The organism is Actinophytocola sp. (genome assembly GCF_049647105.1).
Classification (GTDB): domain Bacteria; phylum Actinomycetota; class Actinomycetes; order Mycobacteriales; family Pseudonocardiaceae; genus Actinophytocola.
This window is the reverse complement of the sequence record NZ_JBARWZ010000198.1, coordinates 1-20601: the sequence shown is the minus strand read 5'-3', so window position 1 is coordinate 20601 and position 20601 is coordinate 1. Positions and strand designations below refer to the sequence as shown.

Sequence of the window (20601 nt, the reverse complement as noted above, 5' to 3'; positions counted from 1 at the left end):
CGGATCTTGATTCCAGGCGAGATCATCCCGGCCGCCGAGCCGGTCGAGCTGAACCCGGGGCGGCCGCGCGTGACGCTGGTCGTCCGCAACACCGGCGACCGGCCCGTGCAGGTCGGTTCCCACTATCACTTCGCCGCGACGAACCCGGCGCTCTCGTTCGACCGGGCACAGGCCGACGGCCACCGGCTCGACATTCCCTCGGGCACGTCGGTGCGGTTCGAGCCGGGTGTCGAGCGGGAAGTGTCGCTGGTGCCGCTGGCAGGGCGCCGTGTCGTGCCGGGGTTGCGCGGAGCCCGCGAGGGGGAGCCGTCATGACCCACATCGACCGGGCGCGGTACGCGTCGCTGCTTGGCCCGACCGTCGGGGATCGCATCCGGCTGGCGGACACCGACCTGCTGATCGAGGTGACCGAGGACCGCGCCATGGGCCCGGCGGGCTCCGGCGACGAGGTGATCTTCGGCGGTGGCAAGGTCATCCGCGAGTCCATGGGCCAGTCGCTCGCCACCCGCGCCGACGGCGCGCCCGACCTGGTCATCACCGGTGTCGTGATCCTGGACCACTGGGGGGTGGTGAAGGCGGACGTCGGTGTGCGGGACGGCCGGATCGTCGGCATCGGCAAGGCGGGGAACCCCGACACGATGGACGGTGTCGATCCGGCGCTCGTGATCGGCCCGTCCACGGAGATCATCGGTGGCAACGGGAAGATCCTCACCGCGGGCGGCGTCGACTGCCACGTCCACTTCATCTGTCCACAGTTGACGGAGACGGCGCTGGCCTCGGGCCTGACCACGCTGATCGGCGGCGGCACCGGGCCCGCCGAGGGCAGCAAGGCCACCACGGTCACGCCCGGCGCGTGGAACCTGGCCCGCATGCTGGCCGCCATGGACGGCCAGCCGGTCAACGTCCTGTTGCTGGGCAAGGGAAACACCGTCTCGCTCGACGGACTGCGCGAACAGGTCGCGGCGGGCGCGGGCGGGTTCAAGCTGCACGAGGACTGGGGCACCACGCCCGCCGCGATCGACGCGTGCCTGCGGATCGCGGACGAGACCGGGGTACAGGTCGCGATCCACACCGACACCCTGAACGAGAGCGGCTTCGTCGAGTCCACTGTGGACGCGATCGCGGGCCGGTCCATCAACGCCTACCACACCGAGGGAGCGGGCGGCGGTCACGCGCCGGACATCATCACCGTGGTGGGGCTGCCGAACATCCTGCCGTCGTCGACCAACCCGACGCGCCCGCACACCGTGAACACCATCGACGAGCACCTCGACATGCTGATGGTGTGCCACCACCTGAACCCGTCGGTGCCGGAGGACCTGGCGTTCGCGGAAAGCCGCATCCGCCCGACGACGATCGCCGCGGAGGACGTGCTGCACGACCTCGGGGCGATCTCGATGATCGGCTCGGACTCGCAGGCGATGGGCCGCATCGGCGAGGTGATCATCCGGACGTGGCAGACCGCGCACGTGATGAAGCGCCGCCGCGGCGCACTGCCAGGTGACGGCGCGGCCGACAACATGCGGGCGCGTCGCTATGTCGCCAAATACACGATCAACCCGGCGATCGCGCACGGCATGGCGCACGAGCTCGGCTCGGTCGAGGTCGGCAAGCTCGCGGACCTCGTGCTGTGGGAGCCGAAGTTCTTCGGCGTCAAGCCGTCGCTGGTGCTGAAGGGCGGGTTCATCGCGTGGGCGGCGATGGGGGACGCGAACGCGTCGATCCCGACGCCGCAGCCGGTGCTGGCCCGCCCGATGTACGGCGCCGCACCGCGCGTGGCGGCCGCGTCGAGCCTGCACTTCGTCGCCCCGGCCGCGGTCGGTCTCGACCTCGGCACGGCGACACCGCTCGCGGCGCTGTCGAACCCGCGCGCGGTCACGAAGGCGGACATGGTCAACAATTCGGCGCTGCCGGTCGTCACGGTCGATCCGGACAGCTTCGCGGTGCACGTCGACGGCGAGCTGATCGAACCGGCGCCGGTCGGGGAACTGCCGATGGCACAACGATATTTCCTGGTCTGATGAACGTCACCGCGATGTTGCTGGCCGACTCCCGCTTCCCCGGCGGTGGCCACGTCCACTCCGGCGGGCTGGAGGAGGCCGCGTCGAGAGGCCTGGTCCGCACCGAGGACGACCTGCCGGCGTTCCTGCGCAACCGGGTGCGCACCGCAGGCGCGCTGGCCGCGGTCTTCGCTGCGGCGGCGGCACGACCGGACCCGGACTGGCTGCTGCTGGACGCGGAACTGGACGCCCGCACCCCGTCGGCGGCCCAGCGCACGGCGTCGCGGGCGCAGGGGAGGGCGACGGCACGAGCGGCGAAGCTGATGTCCCCGCTCGTCACCGGGCTGCTGGCGATCACCCCGCGACCGCACCATCCGGTGATCCTCGGTGCGCTCGTCGGCACCCCCGGAGACGCGGCGCTGGCCGCCGCCTACCTGTCCGTCTCCGGCCCGGCGAGCGCGAGCGTCCGCCTGCTTGGCCTCGACCCGTTGCGGGTCAACGCGATCGTCGCCGACCTGGCAGCCGAGATCACCGCCGTGGCGGCCCGCGCCGCCGCGACCGCACACCACGACCCCGCCGACCTGCCGGCGCCCGGCTCACCGGGCCTTGACGTCCTGGCGGAGGAACACGACCGCCACCACAGAGAAGAGGTGCGTCTCTTTGCGAGCTGACCACGATCACGAGCATCCGGTCAACTTCGATCCTGCGATGCCGGAACCCGACCCGCACCCCCAACTGACGCCGGGCGGTGACCGCCCGCTGCGCATCGGCATCGGCGGCCCGGTCGGCAGCGGCAAGACCGCGCTCGTGGCCGCGCTGTGCCGGTCGCTCGGTCAGGAGCTGGAGCTGGCTGTCGTCACCAACGACATCTACACCACCGAGGACGCGGACTTCCTGCGCAAGGCGGGAGTGCTCGACCCGGCACGCGTCGAGGCCGTCCAGACCGGCTGCTGCCCGCACACCGCGATCCGCGACGACATCACCGCGAACCTCGACGCCGTCGACACCCTCACCGAGCGGTTCCCCGGCCTGCGGCTGGTCATCATCGAGAGCGGCGGCGACAACCTCACCGCCGTGTTCAGCCGGGGGCTCGTCGACCGGCAGATCTTCGTCGTCGACGTCGCCGGTGGCGACAAGGTGCCGCGCAAGGGCGGGCCCGGCGTCACCACCGCCGACCTGCTGGTCATCAACAAGACCGACCTGGCCCCGTTCGTGGGCGCCGATCTCGGGGTCATGGCCGGTGACGCGCACCGGGTCCGCGGTGGTCTGCCGGTGATCCGGCAGTCCCTTGTGGACACTCCGGACGGTCCCGACGTCGCCGACTGGGTGCGGAAACAACTGGTGTGAAAGCGGAGGCACTGCTGGAGGTCGAGCGTGGCGGTGTGGTCCGCACGCTGCGCTCGGCGTCCCCGCTCACCCTGATCCCCGTCCGGGGGCGGCCGGTCGTGCACCTGGTCAACTCGGCGGCGAGCCCGCTCGGCGGCGACGAGCTCACGCTCACCGTCCGGGTCGGCCCGCACGCGTGCCTCACGCTCACCGGCATCGCCGCCACGGTCGCGCTTCCCGGCCCGCACGGCGAGCCGAGCCGCACCACTGTCCATATGGAACTGTCGGAGGGTGCCCGTGTGGCGTACCTGCCGGAGCCCACGGTGATCACCCGCCGAGCCCGTCATACGTCGGTGCTCGTCGTCCACCTCGCCGAGGACGCGCATCTCCACACGAGGGAGACGATCGTGCTCGGCCGCGACGGCGAGCGGCCCGGCGAGCTGACCAGCACCGTGCGGGTGACCCGCGGCGGTCGCCCGGTTCTGCGTCAGACGCTGGCCGCCACGCAGGAGGTCCTGCTGGGCAAACGGGTCCTCGTCACCGAACTGTCGACGGCCGACGACCGGGAGACGGCCAGCGGCGCGTGGTGGTCCAGGACGCGGCTGGCCGAGGGCGGCACCCTGACCACGTCGCTGGCCGACGACGCGGTGACAGCGGCACGCCAGTGTGTCGCCCACACGGGGCTCGGCACCCGGCCGTAGGTCCCGAGGCTCAATTGAACGGCTGGCTGACCACATTATGGGAGCCGGTCCTCCGGAATTGTCGCGGTGCGTGCGCGCCGGAGACCGTACGTAGGCAGTCCCCACCCCGATCGGGGCGGCCGGTCGAGGCGTTGTCGATCTTGCCTGTGGACAACTTCATGGCGTGCCGGCGGCGCTATCCAGGCGTTTCCGGTCATCGGCCCTGCTCACGCCGTTGCCGGAAGTCGCCCGACCGGAATCGGATCAGCATGCATTTACCGAACTGTCCCGGATCGCGTCACTGGCACCCCTCGCGACCGTTGAACCGGGTGGGTGTAAAACGGTTCGTCTCGGAGAGCCACTCCGGGGGGAATGAGCATACTGGTAATTACCGATTTCAGAATTGTGGACCTGTTTTGACAAGGGCCGAGGAGAGGTTCGATGGCTCAGGGCGCGGGAGCGCACGGCCGGATGTACCGCGGAGTGGACACCGAGCAGCGCCGCGCGGAGCGACGGGAACGGCTCCTCGAAGCGGCACTCGACGAGTTCACCAGCCGCGGTTATCACAAGACGAAGATCGCCGATCTGTGCGCCAAGGCCGGCGTTTCCACCAGGAATTTCTACGAGAAGTTCGCGAGCAAGGAAGCGCTGCTCCTGGAACTGCACGCGCACATCAACACCGTTGCCATGAAGCGCATGCTGCCCGCACTGGAATCGCTCGCCGACGCGGACGCGCTCACTCGAATCACGACATTGGTGGACGCATTCGTCTCCGCTGTCACATCCGATCCGCGTTTCCCTCGACTGAACTATGTCGAAGCGCCCGGAATCAGTCAGGCGATGGAACGTCAGCACCAGGAGTGGTTCAAACGCTACGTCGAGTTCATCTCGGCGGAGTGTGACCGCGCCGCGTCGGCAGGCCTCGCGCCGGTGCGCGACTACCGGCTCACGGCCATCGCGTTGGTCGGCGCCGCGACCGGGCTGGTCCGCGCGTGGCAGACGCACGAGCCGCCGCTGGCGGCCGAGGCCATCGCCACGGAGATCAGGCAGATATTCATCGCCGCCATCACCCGTCCGGCGTAACGCGCCGTGAACAGGGAGTTTCCAGATCGATTCAAGTGCGCGTCGTCACCCGGCGCGTGGTTTCGGTGCGGGGCGCGAACCCGTACCGTCGAAACGTGAGGTGACCCCTACGCGTCGAGGAGTTCAAGGATGGCGGACGCCGACATTGCCACGCCCGACATCGCTGTCGCCCTGCCGACGATGCGCGTGTCGTACGAAGAGGGCACTCTGAGCGAGGGCGAGCTGGCCGAGACCTGGCATGAGCAGCTCCAGGCCTGGCTGGACGACGCCATCCGGGCGGGTGCTCCCGAGCCCAACGCGATGGTGCTCGCCACGGCCAACGCCGAAGGCATGCCCTCGTCACGGACCGTGCTCATGAAGGGCCTCGACGCCCGCGGGGTCGTGTTCTTCACCAACTACACGTCCACCAAGAGTCACGACCTGATGGCGACCCGCTTCGCGTCGGCGACGTTCCCCTGGTACTCGCTGCACCGTCAGACCACCGTCCGCGGCACCGTCGAGAAGGTCAGCCAGGCGGAGACCAGGACCTACTGGGCGTCCCGGCCGCGCGGCTCCCAGCTCGGCGCGTGGGCGTCGCCGCAGTCGATCGTCGTCCGCGACCGCGGCATTCTGGAGAACGCGCTCGCGAACATCGAGCGCCGCTTCGCCGACGCCGAGGAGGTGCCGGTCCCGCCGCACTGGGGCGGCTGGCGCATCCGCCCGGAGGTCGTCGAGTTCTGGCAGGGCCGCCGCGACCGCATGCACGACCGCCTCCGCTTCCGGCAGAACCGCGACGGCTGGACCGTGGAGCGGGTAGGCCCGTAACGACCCACCGCGAAAGGCGCGTGCACGACGTTCCGACGTCCTGAACGCGCCTTTCGTGCTTTTCGGGCGTCGGGAAACTCACGTGCGGACGGGTCGTTAGCGGGCCTAAGGTTTGAGCGTGGGGGTATCGACGAGCAAGCGGACCAGGGTCGCCATCGACACGAGGCCGCTGCGCATCCCCGCGTACCGGCGCCTGTGGGGATCGACCGCCATCGTCGCGGTCGGGTCACAGTTCACCGTCGTCGCGGTGCCCAAACAGATCTACGACCTGACCGGTTCCTCCGGCTACGTGGGGCTGGCAGGCGCGTTCGGGCTGGTGCCGCTGCTGATCTTCGGGCTGTGGGGCGGTGCGCTCGCCGACGCGTTCGACCGGCGCACGGTCATCCTCGTCACCAACGTCGGGGTCGCGGTCACCTCGGTCGCGTTCTGGGTGCAGGCGGTCGTCGGCACGAACGTGTGGCTCGTGCTGAGCCTGCTGGCCGTCCAGCAGGCGTTCGTGGCGATCAACATGCCCACCCGCACCGCGGCCGTCGCGCGGCTGGTGCCGCCGGACCTCATCGCCGCCGCCACCGCGCTGACCGCGACCGTCGGGGCGTTCGGCATGGTGTTCGGGCCGCTGCTCGCCGGGGTGCTGATGCCGCTGGCCGGGCTGCCGGTCCTCTACCTGGTCGACGCGATCGTCCTGGTGCTGGCGACCGTGATCGTCTCAGGACTGCCGAGGATGGCGCCGCTCGACGGCGTCCGGCGCAGGGCAGGCCTGCGCGACATCGCCGACGGCTTCCGCTACGTCGCGGCGAAGAACATCCTGCTGGCGAGCTTCCTGATCGACATCATCGCCATGGTGGCGGGCATGCCCCGCGCACTGTTCCCGGAGATGGCGGAGCGCACCTTCGGCGACCCGCACGGCGGCGGTCTCGCGCTCGGTCTCCTCTACGCGGCCATCCCGATCGGCGCGCTGCTCTTCGGCCTGTTCTCCGGCTGGCTGTCCAGCGTCTCCCGCCACGGCGTCGGCACCACGGTCGCGGTGATCGTGTGGGGGATCGCGATCGTCGGGTTCGGACTGGCGGGCCAGTTGTGGCTCGCGGTCGTGTTCATGGTCATCGCGGGCGCCGCCGACATGGTGAGCATGGTGTACCGCAGCGCGATCCTGCAGACCGCGACGACCGACGAGATGCGCGGGCGCATGCAGGGCGTGTTCATCGTCGTCGTCGCGGGCGGGCCGCGCCTCGCCGACCTCGCGCACGGGTGGGCGGCCGCAGGCGTCGGCACCGCTGCCGCCGCCACCGGTGGCGGCGTGCTCGTGATCGTCCTGACCGCGGTCGCCGTGGCGTGCCTGCCGGCATTCTGGCGTTACCGCGCAACAACCGGATAGTTAGTGAACTAATAACTTCTCCATCTGTTCAGACCGGTGAACATGGTGCATGCTCAGGCCCCATGGTGACCGAGAACACAGCAGTGCCCGAGGAACAGGGGTCGACCCTCAAGCGGGTCATGGGCTCGAAACTCCTCTACTTCTTCGTGATCGGCGACATCCTCGGTACGGGCATCTACGCCCTGACCGGCACTGTCGCGGGCAAGGTCGGCGGTGCGCTGTGGCTGCCGTTCCTGTTGGCGTTCGTGGTGGCGTTCCTGACCGCCTTCGCCTATCTGGAACTGGTCGGCAAATATCCGAAGGCCGCGGGCGCCGCGCTGTACACGAACCGGGCGTTCAAGAAACCGTTCGTGACCTTCCTGGTCGCGTTCGCGGTGATGTGCTCCGGCATCACCTCGGCGTCGGCCGCCGCGCTCGCGTTCGGTGGCACCTACCTGCCCGCCGCGCTCGAGCTGGAGATGTCGGACGGTACGACGATCGGCATCGCGGTGGTGTTCATCGTGCTGCTCGCGGCCGTCAACTTCATCGGCGTCGCGCACTCTGTCAAGGCCAACGTGGTCCTGACCTGCATCGAGCTGTCGGGTCTCGCGATCATCATCTGCGTCGGCCTGTTCGCGGTCGGTGGCGGCGATGGCGACCCCGGCCGTCTGCTGGAGATCAACACAGCGGACACCAGCTGGCTGCTCGCGATCACCGCGGCCACCTCGCTCGCGTTCTTCGCGATGGTCGGCTTCGAGGACTCGGTCAACATGGCGGAGGAGTGCCAGGACCCGCCCCGGATCTTCCCCAAGGCCCTGCTCGGCGGCCTCGCCACCGCGGGGGTGATCTACGTGCTCGTCGCGATCACGTCGTCGCTGCTGCTGACCGCGGACGAACTGTCGGCCGCCCAGTCCGGCGCGCTGCTCAAGGTGATCGACGTCGGCGCGCCCGGCTTCCCGAGGTGGGTGTTCGAGTGGATCGGCGTCTTCGCCGTGATCAACTCGGCCCTGATCAACATGCTGATGGCGAGCAGGCTGCTGTACGGCATGGCGAACGAGCGCATCCTGCCGAGGATCTTCGGCGCCGTGCACCCGTTCCGCCGCACGCCGTGGGTGTCGATCCTGGTCACCAGCGGCATCGCGGTCGTGCTGCTGATCGCCGCGGGCAAGGACGGCGTCGGCGCGCTCGGCGGCACCACGGCGTTGCTGCTGCTGTGCGTGTTCACCGTGGTCAACATCGCGGTGCTGGTACTGCGCAAGGAACCGGTGGAGCACAAGCACTTCAAGGCCCCGACCTGGGCGCCGGTCCTTGGCGCCGTCCTGTGCCTGTACCTGGTGCTGCCCGGCCTGTCCGGCAAGACCGCGCGTGACTACTACATCGGACTGGGGCTGATCGGCCTCGGCATCGTGCTGTGGGGCGTGAACTGGCTGGTACTGCGCAGCCGGGGCGAGCAGGACGTCGTGAAGGAGTTCGACCCGCAGTCACTCAAGGACTGACCGTAGGCTCTCCTGGCATGACTGGAGAGCAACTGGAGATCACGCACGGCCCCGCGCGGGCGGTCGCCACGACCGTGGGCGCGGGGCTGCGCGCGTTCGAGGTGGCGGGGGTGCCGTACGTCGAGACCTACGACGACGAGCCGCCGATGGGCGCTGGTGGCGTGCTGGTGCCGTGGCCCAACCGAGTGGCGGCCGCGACGTGGTCCAACGACGGCGAGACACACCACCTCGAGGCGTCGGAGGCGGCGCTGGGCAACGCGATCCACGGTCTGGTGCGGCGTGCCGCGTGGACCGTGACGGAGCGCTCGGCGTCCGCCGTGACGTTGCGGGTGGCCGTCGACGAGGCGCCGGGGTGGCCGTTCCCCTTTCGCACCAGCATCTCCTACGAGCTGACCGACGACGGGCTGACCATCACCCACGTCGTGGAGAATCGCGGTGACCGGGACATGCCGTTCGGCGTCGGTACACACCCGTACCCGCGGCCGGGCAACGTGGACGTCGACGACTGCGTGCTCACGCTGGCGGCGCGCACCGTCCTGCCGGTCGACCTGAACACGATGATCCCCAACGGCGACCCGATCGAGGTCACCGGCACCGACTACGACTTCGGCGCTGGCAAGCCGCTGCGCGAGGTCGAGCTGGACACCGCGTTCGGCGGCTGCAAGCCGGGCGAGGACGGGCTGATCAGGCACTCGGTGCGGCACCAGGGCGGTGGCGTCGAGGTGTGGGCCGATCCCGCGTTCGGGTGGGTGCAGGTGTTCACGCCGGCCGAGTTCCCCGGCAAGGGCGCCCGTGCGGTGGCGATCGAGCCGATGACCTGCCCGCCGGACGCACTGAACTCCGGCATCGACCTGTTGTGGCTGTCGGCGGACGAATCGTGGTCGGGCCGCTGGGGCATTCGCCCCCTGAACGCGTAGGTTGGTTGACCGTGAGTATCGCGATAACTGGTGGATACGTCGTACCGGTGGACGGTGAGCCCATCGACGGCGGCACGGTGCTGGTGGACGACGGTGTGATCGTCGCGGTCGGCGCGGAGGCCGATGTGGACGTGCCGGACGACGCGGAGATCGTCGACGCGTCCGGTACCTGGGTGCTGCCCGGCTTCGTCGAGTCGCACGGCCACGTCGGCGTCTACGAGGAGGGCGACGGCTGGGCGGGCCTCGACGTCAACGAGATGACCGACCCCAACGGCGCGCGGCTGCGGGCGCTGGACGGCATCAACCCGGACGACGAGGGCTTCCGCGACGCGCTGGCGGGCGGGGTCACGACGGTGGTCGTGAAGCCGGGGTCCGGCAACCCGATCGGCGGCCAGACCGTGGCCGTCAAGTCGTGGGGCCGCACGGTGGACGACATGCTCGTGCGCCAGCCGGTGAGCGTGAAGAGCGCGCTGGGGGAGAACCCGAAGCGGATCTACGGCGAGAAGGACAAGCTGCCGTCGACCAGGCTGGGGGTCGCCGCGGTCATCCGTGACGCGTTCACGAAGGCGCAGGACTACCGCGCCGCCCGCGAGTGGGCGGCGCGGGAGAACAAGCCGTTCGAACGCGACAACACCTCGGAGATCCTCGTCCGCGTGCTCGACGGCGACCTGCCGTGGTGCCAGCACAGCCACCGCGCCGACGACATCGCGACGGCCATCCGGCTGTCGGAGGAGTTCGGCTACCGGCTGATCGTCAACCACGGGACCGAGGGGCACCTGATCGCCGACCTGTTGGCGGCCAAGGGGATCCCGGTGATCATGGGCCCGCTGATCGTGGGCCGGTCGAAGGTGGAGGTGCGCAACCGGTCGCTACGCAACCCGGGCATCCTCGCGCGGGCAGGCGTCGAGATCGCGCTGACCACCGACCACCCGGTGGTGCCGATCGACTTCCTCGTGCACCAGGCGACCTTCGCCGTGAAGGAGGGCCTCGACACGGAGACGGCACTGCGGTCGATCACGGTCAACCCGGCCCGGATCATGGGCCTGGACGACCGGGTCGGCGCACTGAAGCCAGGCCTGGACGCGGACATCGTCCTGTGGTCCGGCGACCCACTGGACGTCATGAGCCGCGCAGTACGCGTCTTCATCAACGGCCAAGCCGTCTACCACTTCGACGAACCCACCAACCAAGGCATAACAAAAACCCCCTTCTACAACCCCCCCAACTAACCAACCCCCACGAACCCACACCCCAACCCGCGAGTCCACGGTTCGGAACCCGCGAGTCCACGGTTGGGAACCCGCGAGTCCACGGTTGGGAACCCGCGAGTCCACGGTTGGGAACCCGCGAGTCTTCGGTTCGGAACCCGCGAGTCTTCGGTTCGGAACCCGCGAGTTGGCGGTTCGGGACTCGCAAGTTGGCGGTTCGCTTCTGTCGGTCTTGACGCGAACCGTCAACTCACCGGTCCTGAATCGAGGACTCGCGGGTCCTGAACCGTGGACTCGCGGGTTCCCAACCGTGGACTCGCGGGGTTGGGTTAGGGCTTGCGTAGTTCGCGGGCTATTACCATGCGTTGGATCTGGTTTGTGCCCTCGAAGATCTGTGGGACCTTTGCCTCGCGCATGTACCGCTCGACCGGGAAGTCGCGTGTGTAGCCGGCGCCGCCGAGTACCTGCACCGCGTCCGTGGTCACCTTCATCGCGGCGTCCGTGGCCACCAGCTTCGCGATCGATGCCTGGCGGGTGAACGGCAGCCCTCTGTCCCGGCGCCGGGCGGCCTCCAGGTACGTGGCCCGTGCCGACTCGACCGCCGCCGCCATGTCGGCGAGCAGGAACTCCATGCCCTGGAACTCGATGATCGGGCGGCCGAACTGCGACCGGTCGCGGGCATAGGCGACCGCCGAGTCCAGCGCCGCCTGCGCAAGGCCGACCGCGCACGCCGCGATCCCCAGCCGACCCGAGTTGAGCGACGACAGCGCGATCCGCAGGCCCGCGCCCTCGGGACCCAGCAGCCGGAAGGCGGGCACGCCGGCATCGTCGAAGAGCATCTGCGTGGTCGGCGAACCGGTCAGGCCCATTTTCCGTTCCGGCGGCGCCGCGGCGAGCCCTGGCGTGTCCGCCGGGACCAGCAGGCAGGAGATGCCGCGGCCACCATCGGGGGACGTGCGGACCATCGTCGTGTAGAAGTCGGCCTGGCCACCGTGGGTTATCCACGCCTTCACGCCGTTCACCACATACTTGTCACCCGTGAGCACCGCACGACACGTCAGCGCCGCCGCGTCCGAGCCCGCCTGGGGCTCCGACAGCGCGTACGCACCCAGCAGCTCGCCGCCGAGCATGGCGGGCAGCCACTCGGCGCGCTGCTCGTCGGTGCCGTACTCGGCCAGCGCGAAACACGACATGACGTGCACCGACAGGCCGACGCCGACCGACATCCAGGCGGCCGCGAGCTCCTCGAGCACCTGCAGGTACACCTCGTACGGCAGCCCGCCGCCGCCCCACTGCTCCGGGTACGGCAGGCCGAGCAGTCCGCTGCGGCCGAGCAGGCGGAACTGTTCGCGCGGGAACCGACCCTCCTCTTCGTACTTCGCCGCCAGGGGTGTCAGTTCGTCCCTGGCGATCTCTCTGGTGAGCTTGACGAGGTCTTCTGCGTCCCGGTTGGGGAGCAGTCGCTCGGCCGGCATGCCGTCTCCTCCGCAGGTCCATGCGTGGTTTGAGACCTGCAAACAGTATGACGTCCTACTGTCGGGTTGCGTCAAATGTTTCGCTCCGCAAGCTCCGCTCACGTGAGGAAAACGCGATGATCCTTGTCGGCGGCGAGGCCCTCGTCGATCTTGTGCCGGCTCCCGGCACGGTGCCGGACGAGCTGGGGCCGCTCCTGCCGCGGCCCGGCGGCGGGCCGTACAACGTCGCGATCACCGTCGGACGCCTCGGCGGACCGGTCCGTTTTCTGTCGCGGCTGTCGACGGATTCGTTCGGGGACGCGCTACTCCGACGACTCGAATTGTCCAATGTGGACACTGCAATGGTCCAACGTGGACCGGAGCCGACCACGCTCGCGGTCGCGGGCATCGCGGCGGACGGGTCGGCGCGCTACTCGTTCCACGTCGAGGGCACGGCCGACCGTGAGGTTGCCCACCCCGGCCCGTTGCCCACCGAGATCAAGATCGTGTCCTTGGGCACACTCTCACTGCTCCTCGAGCCGGGCGCGAGCCGCTACGAGCGGTTGCTGCGGGAACATGACGGGCTGACCGTCCTCGACCCCAACATCCGGCCCGCGATAGTGACGGACGCCACTGTCTACCGCGCGCGGTTCGCGTCGTGGCTACCGAACGTCGGCCTGTTGAAACTGTCCATCGAGGACGCGGAGTGGCTGGCGGCCGAGGACGCGGCCGGAGACGTGGACCAAGCGGTGGCCGACTGGCTCGGCCAGGGCCCCCGCGCCGTCGTCTTGACCAGGGGCGGCGACGGGATCGTGGTGCGCACGGCGGATGGCGTGGAGGTCGAGGTGCCGACCGTCCCCACCGCGGTGGTCGACACCATCGGGGCGGGTGACACCGTGCACGGAGCGTTGTTGTACTGGCTGCATCGCAACGGCATAACCACACCGAAAACCCTGCGAACGGTGGACGCGAACGCGTGGCGTGACGCTCTAGGGTTCGCGGCGAGAGCGGCGTCGGTAACCGTTTCCCGTGCCGGGGCAGAGCCGCCTTACGCTGCTGAGCTGGCCCGACGGTCGTAAAGTGCGGTGTCCCACACCGTTCGGCCTTACCCACCGGCGCTGGGCGCACTAGCGTTACGAACACAAGACGATTTTGTTGAGAGGGACACGTATGCCTGACGGGCAGAAAGACAACGGAGCGGCGGAACCCGTCGCCCTGCGCTATCCGGGCGGCGAGTACGAGATGACAGTCGCGCGCGCCGCTGAGGGTTCCGACGGGATCAACGTCAGCAAACTTCTGTCGACGACCGGACTCGTCACGCTGGACCCGGGTTTCGTGAATACCGCGGCCTGCTCGTCGGAGATCTGTTATATCGACGGCGATGCGGGCATCCTGCGTTACCGCGGCTACCCGATCGAGCAGCTCGCCGAGAAGTCGACCTTCATCGAGGTCAGCTACCTGCTGATCTACGGTGAGCTGCCGTCGCAGGCGCAGCTGGACGAGTTCACCTCGAAGGTCAACCGCCACACGCTGTTGCACGAGGACCTGAAGCGCTTCTTCGACGGCTTCCCGCGTGACGCGCACCCGATGCCGGTGCTGTCGTCCGCGGTCTCCGCGCTGTCCACCTTCTACCAGGACAGCCTGTGGCCGTTCGACCAGGAGCACGTGGAGATCTCCACGATCCGCCTCCTGGCCAAGCTGCCCACGATCGCCGCCTACGCCTACAAGAAGTCGGTCGGCCAGCCCTTCCTGTACCCGGACAACTCGCTGGGACTGGTGGAGAACTTCCTGCGCATGACGTTCGGCTTCCCCGCCGAGCCGTACGAGGTCGACCCGGACCTCGCGCGTGCGCTGGACCTGCTGTTCATCCTGCACGCGGACCACGAGCAGAACTGCTCGACCTCGACCGTGCGTCTGGTCGGCTCGTCAGAGGCCAACCTGTTCGCCAGCATCTCCGCGGGCATCAACGCCCTGTTCGGCCCGCTCCACGGCGGCGCGAACTCAGCGGTGCTGGAGATGTTGGAACGCATCCGCGACGACGGCGGCGACGTGAACAACTTCGTCAAGCGCGTCAAGAACAAGGAGGAGGGCGTCAAACTGATGGGCTTCGGCCACCGGGTCTACAAGAACTACGACCCGCGTGCCGCGATCATCAAGAAGACGGCCGACGACATCCTGACCCGCCTCGGCGGCGACGACAGCCTGCTGGACCTCGCGAAGCAGCTGGAAGAGCACGCGCTGGCCGACGACTACTTCGTGGAGCGCAAGCTCTACCCGAACGTGGACTTCTACACCGGCCTGATCTACCGCGCGATGGGCTTCCCGACCAAGTTCTTCACGGTGCTGTTCGCACTCGGCCGCCTCCCGGGCTGGATCGCACACTGGCGAGAGATGATGAACGACCCGGCCACGAAGATCGGCCGCCCCCGTCAGGTCTACATCGGACAGACAGAGCGCGACTACGTGCCCATGTCCGGCCGCTGACAAGAACGAACGCACTGAAGGGCCCCGTCGCGACGGGGCCCTTCAGTGCGTCAGGGCGTACGTCGCAAGGCGGTCCACAACGTGACCCGTGAATCGGGCCGCAGCAAAGAGTTCCGGTACATGCGACCGCAAGTCCGAGCCAGCAAGGCAATCACGGCGACGGTCAACGCCAGCGCCAGCGCCAACTGCCACCACGGCACACCGGAAAGCGCGAGCCGCCCAGGCATGAGCAACGGCGACAACGGCGGCACCAGCGACAGCACGGTGGTCAACGCGCCGGACGAGTTCCGCGACAACACGGCGAACCCGAGCACGAACGCGACCAGCAACACCACGGTCACCGGCATGAGCACGGACTGCACATCCTCCTGTCGCGACACAAGCGTGCCGACTGCGGCAAACACCATGGCATACAAGAGAAATCCGAGTACGTACCACACCAGGCCCCAGGCCATCGCGGCCACCGCGGGCCCAGGGGAAACCAGCACCTTCGTCGTCAACGCCACCACGAGCCCGGCCGCACCGACCGCCACGAGCTGGATCAGCCCAACGAGCCCGAGTCCGGCGATCTTGCCGCCGAGCATCTGACCGGGCGGCACCACGGGCAGCAGGAACTCCGCCACCCCGCTGGACTTCTCCGCCACGACCCCCTGTGCCACCAGCGATCCGTACATCAGCAGTGCCAGGTACAGCAGCGCAACCACGACCAGCGCGAGCGCGAGCCGCTCACTGTGCGCCGGGCCCGGCGAGGTGAGGGCACGCACGGTCACGTGCGCCTCGGCGACCGTGCTCAGCACGCCGTCGACGTCCAGGTTCGTCGGGTCCTCGAGCGCGGCCAGCTGCCCGCGCAGGACCTGCTGCCGCACCAGTCCATTGAGGACACCGCGCAGCTCGTCGTCGAGACCGTTCTCCACCAGCACGGTCAGCGCCGCCGGGGCGCCGCTCACGAGCGCGTCGAGCCTGCCATCCGCCACCTGCGCGCGCCCGTCCGACAGGTCGGGGACCCCCACGGTCCGCACGTTCCTGCCGACCTGCCGTGCCTCGTCCGCGAGCGATTCCGCGACGGCGATGGCCTGGCCGTTCAGCCCGATGGTGTCGTGGTGCCCGGTGTCGAACACCGTGCTCTGCGTCAGCACGAACCCAGCGAGCACCAGCGCCGACAACACGGTGCCGAACACGAACGTCCGCGTGCGCAGCCGCGCGGCAAGCTCCCTGCGTGCCACCAGTGACACGGTCCTGCCTGTGCTCATCCGGCGGTCACCGCGTCTCCGAACAGCTCGGCGAGCCGTGGCCGGACCCGCATGAACCCGCGTACCGGCCCGGTCGCGACCGCGGCGGCGAGGACCGCCTGGTCGTCGGTGCCCGGGTCGAGTGCGAGCCGGACCAGTCCGTTGTGGACGGCGAGCACCGTCGCGCCTGGCAGGGCGTCGGCCCAGCCACCCGGCGCGTGCGGTGCGTCGACCACCAGCTCCTGCCGTGCCGAGGCCAGGAGCCCGCCGACCGCGCCGTCCGCCACCACACGTCCATTGTGGAGCACACAGGCGCGGTCACACAGCCGCTCCACGACATCAAGATCGTCGCACCCGACCAGGACGCTCACACCCGAGGCGGCCCGCTCGCGGAGCACCTCGACGAGCAGGTCCTCGGTCGCCCCGTCGAGCCCGGCGAACGGCTCGTCGAGCACCAGCACGCTCGGGAAGGGGACGAGCACGGCCGCGAGCCGCATCCTGGCGTGGCCGGTGGCGCTCAGTTGCCGCACCCGGTCCGCGCGCCGGTCGCGCAGCCCGAGCCGGGCCGCCCAGATCTCGGCCGCGCGCAGTGCCTCGTTGAGGTCGGCGCCGTGCAGCCGGGCGACGTAGATGAGCTGATCGAGCACCCGCATCCGGGGGTACAGGCCGCCGGCCGCGGGCAGGTAGCCGACGCGCCCACCCGCCCGGTGCACCTCGCCATCGTCCGGCGGAAGCAGCCCCGCGGCGAGCCGCAGGACGGTCGTCGTCCCGGTCCCGGCCAGCCCCACGACCTCGCCGTGCCGAACCGTGAGCGTGACGTCCTGGCAGGCGACCGCCTCGCCGAAGCGCTTGGCGACCCGGTCCAGCTCCAGCACGCCGTGCCCTCCCTCACTGGTGTCCGATACCAGTATCCAGGGCCGCCTACCACGGAAGATTACGGGCCGTCCCCGGGGGATTACCTTTGAAAATTGTTCGCGGAACTACATCCTTCGGCGGAGTCGAAAAGCGTAGGTTCTGGCGAGGATGCAGATGATCCACGAAGGACCATTGGAGTAAAGACGCATGGACCCGGACAAGTGGTTCGCGCAGTACGACGAGAAGTTGAAGGCGGCTGCGGCCAGCGCGGACAAGGCGGAGAAGGCATTACGCACGGTTGGTGGGTCCGCCACCTCGCAAGACGGCGAGGTGACGGTCAGGGTGACCGCCAGCGGTGCGCTCTCCGACCTGGTGCTGCGTCCTGGTGCGCGTGACTTCGAGCCGGAGCATCTCGCCAGGGTGATCCTCGAGACCAGCCGATCGGCGCAGCGGGACGTCGGTCAGCAGGTCGTGGACGTGATGACCCAGTTCGTGGGTGAGGGCGCGGCATTGGAAGCGGTCAAGGAGTACCTGCCGGAGGGCTACTCGGGCGACGGCAAGGACAACCCGTTGGACCTGGTCGCGCACCGTGACAAGAGGCCGGACGACGAGTACTTCGACAACCCGCCAGAAGTGATCAAGTAGGCAGTCCACAGAATGATCGGCGGATCCCATGGGTGATTTCAATGTCAGTGTCGGCGAGGTGCGAACACACGCGGAGACGGTGGGCTCGGTAGCCGCGAACGTGCGCTCGGTCGCCGGCGCCGCGCAGGACAACGTGTCCGGCGGCGCGTTCGGCCAGGTCGCGGAGTTCTTCGCGTCGGCCATCTCGTCCGCCGCGGGCGAGATGCGGCAGACCATGAACGGCGCAAGCCAGACGGTCGACCAGGTACAGGCGGGCCTGGTGCAGGTCGCGGACGACTACCAGGCGACCGAGGACCACCACGTGCACGTGTTCACCGTGCAGGAAGCCGGGGAGGAAGTCAGGTGACCGAGACGGCCACGCAGCCTCGCACCACCAGCGGGGGTACCACCAACCAGGTGCAGAGCCTGTTCACGAACATCCAGTCGACGGCCAACGCCATGGAGAAAGGGGACATCCTCGGCTCCGCCATGGGTGTCACCAACGTGGCCATGAACGTGCTCGACATCGCGGGCGACCCGCTTGGCGCGATCAGCTCCGCCGGTCTCGGCTGGGTGCTCGGCGCCGTGTCGTTCCTGAAGGAGCCGTTCGAGATCCTCAAGGGCAACTCGGGCGCGGTCTCCGGCTCCGCCCAGTCGTGGGGCTCGGCGTCGTCGAACCTGACGTCGGTGGCGTCCCAGTACCGGTCGTCGTCGACCGCGCAGACGCGGTCCTGGACGGGTGACGCTGGCAACGGCTACCGCACGACCAGCAACAACCAGGCGGGTGGTCTGGACGCGCTCGCACAGGCCAGCAAGGCGGTGTCCGGCGCCATCACGCAGGCCGGGCAGGCCGTCTCGCAGGCTCGCCAGACCGTCATGGACCTGATCAGCGAGGCCGTGCAGAAGATCATCCAGATCTGCATCGAGGCGCTGTCGAAGTCCTGGCTGTCGTTCGGTGCTTCGATCGCGATGGGCATCGCGCAGTCGACGCAGAAGGCCGTGCAGACCGGCACCAAGCTGGTCCAGCAGATCCAGAAGGTCGTCCAGACCCTGCAGAAGATCATCCAGACCGTGCAGCAGATCATGCAGGTCGTCCAGCAGGTCAAGCAGCTGCTGGAGCAGATCGGCGGCAAGGCGAGCGGCCAGCAGCAGGTCACGCCGAGCACGCAGCAGGTCCAGTACAACCCGGACAACCAGTACTACCAGCCGAACGACGTCGGGCAGCGACAGGAGGCGCAGGCACAGACGCTGCCGCAGAACGTGCCGATCCCGCAGGTCCGGCCGGCCGTGGAGACCGCGCAGGCGCAGACCGGCCCGGTGTCGCAGAACGGGTGGCCGGTGAACCCGCCGCTCGTCACGCGGACCATCCCGGGCACGGACGTGCGGGTGCGGGTGGCCGACGGCCCGGCCGGTGACGTGCTCATGCACGTGCTCAGCCAGGTCAGCACGCGGGTCGAGGACATCTCGATGAACTCCGACGCGGGCGAGCGGGACGACTGGGGCTACGCGGAGCGCAACGTCCGCGGCTCGGACGCCATCTCCAACCACGCGAGCGGCACCGCGGTCGACATGAACGCGACGCGGCACGTGCTGGGCGCGCGGGACACCTTCACGGCCACGCAGTCCCAGGAGATCCGTACCATCCTGACCGAGGTCGACAACGTGGTCCGCTGGGGCGGCGACTACCAGGGCCGTCGCGACGAGATGCACTTCGAGATCGTCGGCAGCCAGGAGGAAGTGGCCCGAGTGGCAGAACGCCTCCGCAACGCCAACACCCCCGCCCAGTAACCCCACCCCCGAACGGGCCGGCCTGCGACAGGCCGGCCCGTTCGCGTGTCCGAACCGCAGACTCGCGGGTTCTGAACCGTGGACTCGCGGGTTCTGAACGGTGGACTCGCGGGTTCTGAACGGTGGACTCGCGGGTTCTGAACGGTGGACTCGCGGGTTCTGAACCGTGGACTCGCGGGTTGGCCTGTATGGCCTCTGAGTTGGCTAGGAGGGGGTTGTGGTGGTTGGGCTCGTTTGGGTTACCAGGGTGGTCACCTTGGTTCGGGTGGCGTCCAGGTTGGTTTTCACCAGGCCCAGGCGGGTGCGGCGGTGTAGGACGTCGTCGGCGTCCATGGCGCCTTCCTGCCGTACCGCCCATTCGACCTCGCCCGCCGTGATCGGCAGGTTCGGGGCCAGCGGTGTCGGGTCCAGTGCCGCCACCAGCGGTGCCTCGGTGCCGTACTTGGCCTTCAGTCGCGCCGGTGCGTCCAGTGTGGACAGTACGGGGCGCGGGGCGGCGCCGACCAGCGGGAGCCTGCGGGTGGCCGAGGGGCCCGCGGGCAGTTTTCCCGCCGCCACGGCCGCGTTCACCGCGTCCTCCGCCATGCGCCGGTACGTCGTCAGCTTGCCGCCGACGACCGTCAGCACACCCTCGGCCGAGGTCAGCACCGCGTGCTTGCGCGAAAGGTCCGCGCTGCGGCCCGGCGCGTCGAGCAGCGGCCGCAGCCCCGCGTAGCTGCCGAGCACGTCGTCCGCCGTCAGCGGCCGCGTCAGCACCGACGACGCCACCTCCAGCAGGAAGTCCACATCGGACTGTGGGGCGACCGGCTCGTCGGGGATCTCGCCGTCGAACGGCTCGTCCGTCAAACCCAGGTACACCAGGCCATCCGCCTGCGGCAGCAGCAGCACGAACCGCGACCGCGACCCCGGCAGCGGCACCGTCAGCGCCGTACCGCTGAGCCCGGCCGCGTCTGCGGACACGACCAGGTGCGTGCCGAGCGATGGCCGCAGCCGCACCGACGGCACCAGCTTGCCCGCCCACACGCCTGCCGCGTTGATCACCGTCCGCGCCCGCACCTCGACCAGCCGCGATCCGTCCCGCACCTCCGCGGACGTGCCGGTCAGCGCGGTCACCGGCGCCCGGGTGATGATCTTCGCGCCGAACCCGGCCGCGGTCCGCGCCAGCGCCACCACGAGCCGCGCGTCGTCGGTCAGCTGCCCGTCGAACGACAGCAGGCCGCCGCGGAGATCCGAGGAACGCAACCCGGGCGCCAGCGCGAGCGCCTCCGGCACCGACACCCGGCGCGGCGGCGGCAGCAGCGC

At 69.3% G+C, this 20601-nt stretch carries 20 protein-coding genes; 16 read left to right on the top strand and 4 right to left on the bottom strand.

Translation table 11 applies throughout. The annotated features are described in order from the left end of the window. Positions 1 to 6: 6 nt before the first annotated feature. The 11 genes from WBA97_RS23440 to WBA97_RS23390 all read left to right on the top strand — a co-directional run bounded on the left by WBA97_RS23440 (position 7) and on the right by WBA97_RS23390 (position 10886). Positions 7 to 315 (top strand): urease subunit beta, encoded by a 309-nt coding sequence (locus tag WBA97_RS23440; RefSeq protein ID WP_424233048.1) that lies wholly within the window; start codon positions 7 to 9, stop codon positions 313 to 315. Continuing rightward, positions 312 to 2021 carry an urease subunit alpha gene (locus WBA97_RS23435; protein WP_424233047.1) on the top strand — a complete coding sequence of 570 codons (1710 nt, stop codon included), beginning with the start codon at positions 312 to 314 and terminating at the stop codon, positions 2019 to 2021. Before WBA97_RS23440 ends, WBA97_RS23435 begins: the two co-directional genes overlap by 4 nt. After that, positions 2021 to 2671, top strand: coding sequence for an urease accessory protein UreF (locus WBA97_RS23430; RefSeq protein WP_424233046.1), 651 nt, complete (start codon positions 2021 to 2023; stop codon positions 2669 to 2671). Before WBA97_RS23435 ends, WBA97_RS23430 begins: the two co-directional genes overlap by 1 nt. Before the next feature lie 37 nt (positions 2672 to 2708). After that, entirely contained in the window at positions 2709 to 3347 is a 639-nt protein-coding gene (gene ureG, locus WBA97_RS23425; RefSeq protein WP_424233045.1) for an urease accessory protein UreG, read from the top strand. Continuing rightward, complete coding sequence (locus tag WBA97_RS23420; RefSeq protein WP_424233044.1) at positions 3344 to 4027, top strand: urease accessory protein UreD; 684 nt, start codon at positions 3344 to 3346, stop codon at positions 4025 to 4027. Before ureG ends, WBA97_RS23420 begins: the two co-directional genes overlap by 4 nt. Positions 4028 to 4447: 420 nt before the next feature. Continuing rightward, positions 4448 to 5089 carry a TetR/AcrR family transcriptional regulator gene (locus WBA97_RS23415; RefSeq protein ID WP_424233043.1) on the top strand — a complete coding sequence of 214 codons (642 nt, stop codon included), beginning with the start codon at positions 4448 to 4450 and terminating at the stop codon, positions 5087 to 5089. Between the two features lie 129 nt (positions 5090 to 5218). Then, complete coding sequence (gene pdxH, locus WBA97_RS23410; RefSeq protein ID WP_424233042.1) at positions 5219 to 5893, top strand: pyridoxamine 5'-phosphate oxidase; 675 nt, start codon at positions 5219 to 5221, stop codon at positions 5891 to 5893. Between the two features lie 118 nt (positions 5894 to 6011). Next, positions 6012 to 7265, top strand: a complete 1254-nt coding sequence (locus tag WBA97_RS23405; protein ID WP_424233041.1) for an MFS transporter — start codon at positions 6012 to 6014, stop codon at positions 7263 to 7265. 62 nt (positions 7266 to 7327) lie between these two features. Then, entirely contained in the window at positions 7328 to 8740 is a 1413-nt protein-coding gene (locus WBA97_RS23400; protein ID WP_424233040.1) for an APC family permease, read from the top strand. 17 nt (positions 8741 to 8757) lie between these two features. Further along, positions 8758 to 9657: an aldose 1-epimerase family protein gene (locus tag WBA97_RS23395; RefSeq protein WP_424233039.1), complete on the top strand. Its 900-nt coding sequence runs from the start codon at positions 8758 to 8760 to the stop codon at positions 9655 to 9657. A gap of 11 nt (positions 9658 to 9668) precedes the next feature. Next, a complete protein-coding gene (locus WBA97_RS23390) occupies positions 9669 to 10886 on the top strand; it encodes an amidohydrolase (RefSeq protein ID WP_424233038.1) in 1218 nt (405 codons plus the stop codon). Positions 10887 to 11194: 308 nt separating this feature from the next. On the opposite strand, the gene WBA97_RS23385 is transcribed toward WBA97_RS23390, so the two are convergent. Further along, complete coding sequence (locus tag WBA97_RS23385) at positions 11195 to 12340, bottom strand: acyl-CoA dehydrogenase family protein (RefSeq protein WP_424233037.1); 1146 nt, start codon at positions 12338 to 12340, stop codon at positions 11195 to 11197. A 116-nt stretch (positions 12341 to 12456) separates the two neighbouring features. Here WBA97_RS23385 and WBA97_RS23380 point away from each other — a divergent pair, with 116 nt between their 5' ends. Both WBA97_RS23380 and WBA97_RS23375 read left to right on the top strand, forming a co-directional pair. Continuing rightward, positions 12457 to 13398: a carbohydrate kinase family protein gene (locus WBA97_RS23380; protein WP_424233036.1), complete on the top strand. Its 942-nt coding sequence runs from the start codon at positions 12457 to 12459 to the stop codon at positions 13396 to 13398. A gap of 91 nt (positions 13399 to 13489) precedes the next feature. Beyond that, the gene (locus tag WBA97_RS23375) at positions 13490 to 14803 is read left to right on the top strand and encodes a citrate synthase (protein WP_424233035.1); all 1314 of its coding nucleotides are present in this window, start codon (positions 13490 to 13492) and stop codon (positions 14801 to 14803) included. A 50-nt stretch (positions 14804 to 14853) separates the two neighbouring features. On the opposite strand, the gene WBA97_RS23370 is transcribed toward WBA97_RS23375, so the two are convergent. Together WBA97_RS23370 and WBA97_RS23365 are read right to left on the bottom strand one after the other, a co-directional pair. Continuing rightward, a complete protein-coding gene (locus WBA97_RS23370; RefSeq protein ID WP_424233034.1) occupies positions 14854 to 16053 on the bottom strand; it encodes an ABC transporter permease in 1200 nt (399 codons plus the stop codon). Continuing rightward, a complete protein-coding gene (locus WBA97_RS23365; protein WP_424233033.1) occupies positions 16050 to 16907 on the bottom strand; it encodes an ABC transporter ATP-binding protein in 858 nt (285 codons plus the stop codon). Before WBA97_RS23365 ends, WBA97_RS23370 begins: the two co-directional genes overlap by 4 nt. A 187-nt stretch (positions 16908 to 17094) precedes the next feature. Between WBA97_RS23365 and WBA97_RS23360 the strand changes: the two genes are divergently transcribed. Genes WBA97_RS23360 through WBA97_RS23350 form a run of 3 tightly spaced genes read left to right on the top strand, consistent with a single transcriptional unit; the run spans position 17095 to position 19299 of the window. Continuing rightward, positions 17095 to 17532: a YbaB/EbfC family nucleoid-associated protein gene (locus tag WBA97_RS23360; protein WP_424233032.1), complete on the top strand. Its 438-nt coding sequence runs from the start codon at positions 17095 to 17097 to the stop codon at positions 17530 to 17532. A 28-nt stretch (positions 17533 to 17560) separates the two neighbouring features. Next, positions 17561 to 17878 carry a type VII secretion target gene (locus tag WBA97_RS23355; RefSeq protein WP_424233031.1) on the top strand — a complete coding sequence of 106 codons (318 nt, stop codon included), beginning with the start codon at positions 17561 to 17563 and terminating at the stop codon, positions 17876 to 17878. Beyond that, positions 17875 to 19299: a M15 family metallopeptidase gene (locus tag WBA97_RS23350; protein WP_424233030.1), complete on the top strand. Its 1425-nt coding sequence runs from the start codon at positions 17875 to 17877 to the stop codon at positions 19297 to 19299. The genes WBA97_RS23355 and WBA97_RS23350 overlap by 4 nt, the downstream gene beginning before the upstream one ends. 204 nt (positions 19300 to 19503) lie before the next feature. Here WBA97_RS23350 and WBA97_RS23345 read toward each other — a convergent pair. Further along, on the bottom strand, positions 19504 to 20601 hold a 1098-nt coding region (locus WBA97_RS23345; RefSeq protein WP_424233029.1), incomplete at its 5' end, for a glycerol-3-phosphate dehydrogenase/oxidase.

Bases quoted from the DNA above. Each gene is read 5' to 3' on its own strand.
- WBA97_RS23435 (WP_424233047.1), top strand. From the start codon at position 312: ATGACCCACATCGACCGGGCGCGGTACGCGTCGCTGCTTGGCCCGACC.
- WBA97_RS23430 (WP_424233046.1), top strand. From the start codon at position 2,021: ATGAACGTCACCGCGATGTTGCTGGCCGACTCCCGCTTCCCCGGCGGT.
- ureG (WP_424233045.1), top strand. From the start codon at position 2,709: ATGCCGGAACCCGACCCGCACCCCCAACTGACGCCGGGCGGTGACCGC.
- WBA97_RS23415 (WP_424233043.1), top strand. From the start codon at position 4,448: ATGGCTCAGGGCGCGGGAGCGCACGGCCGGATGTACCGCGGAGTGGAC.
- pdxH (WP_424233042.1), top strand. From the start codon at position 5,219: ATGGCGGACGCCGACATTGCCACGCCCGACATCGCTGTCGCCCTGCCG.
- WBA97_RS23400 (WP_424233040.1), top strand. From the start codon at position 7,328: ATGGTGACCGAGAACACAGCAGTGCCCGAGGAACAGGGGTCGACCCTC.
- WBA97_RS23395 (WP_424233039.1), top strand. From the start codon at position 8,758: ATGACTGGAGAGCAACTGGAGATCACGCACGGCCCCGCGCGGGCGGTC.
- WBA97_RS23385 (WP_424233037.1), bottom strand. From the start codon at position 12,340: ATGCCGGCCGAGCGACTGCTCCCCAACCGGGACGCAGAAGACCTCGTC.
- WBA97_RS23380 (WP_424233036.1), top strand. From the start codon at position 12,457: ATGATCCTTGTCGGCGGCGAGGCCCTCGTCGATCTTGTGCCGGCTCCC.
- WBA97_RS23375 (WP_424233035.1), top strand. From the start codon at position 13,490: ATGCCTGACGGGCAGAAAGACAACGGAGCGGCGGAACCCGTCGCCCTG.
- WBA97_RS23370 (WP_424233034.1), bottom strand. From the start codon at position 16,053: ATGAGCACAGGCAGGACCGTGTCACTGGTGGCACGCAGGGAGCTTGCC.
- WBA97_RS23360 (WP_424233032.1), top strand. From the start codon at position 17,095: ATGGACCCGGACAAGTGGTTCGCGCAGTACGACGAGAAGTTGAAGGCG.
- WBA97_RS23355 (WP_424233031.1), top strand. From the start codon at position 17,561: ATGGGTGATTTCAATGTCAGTGTCGGCGAGGTGCGAACACACGCGGAG.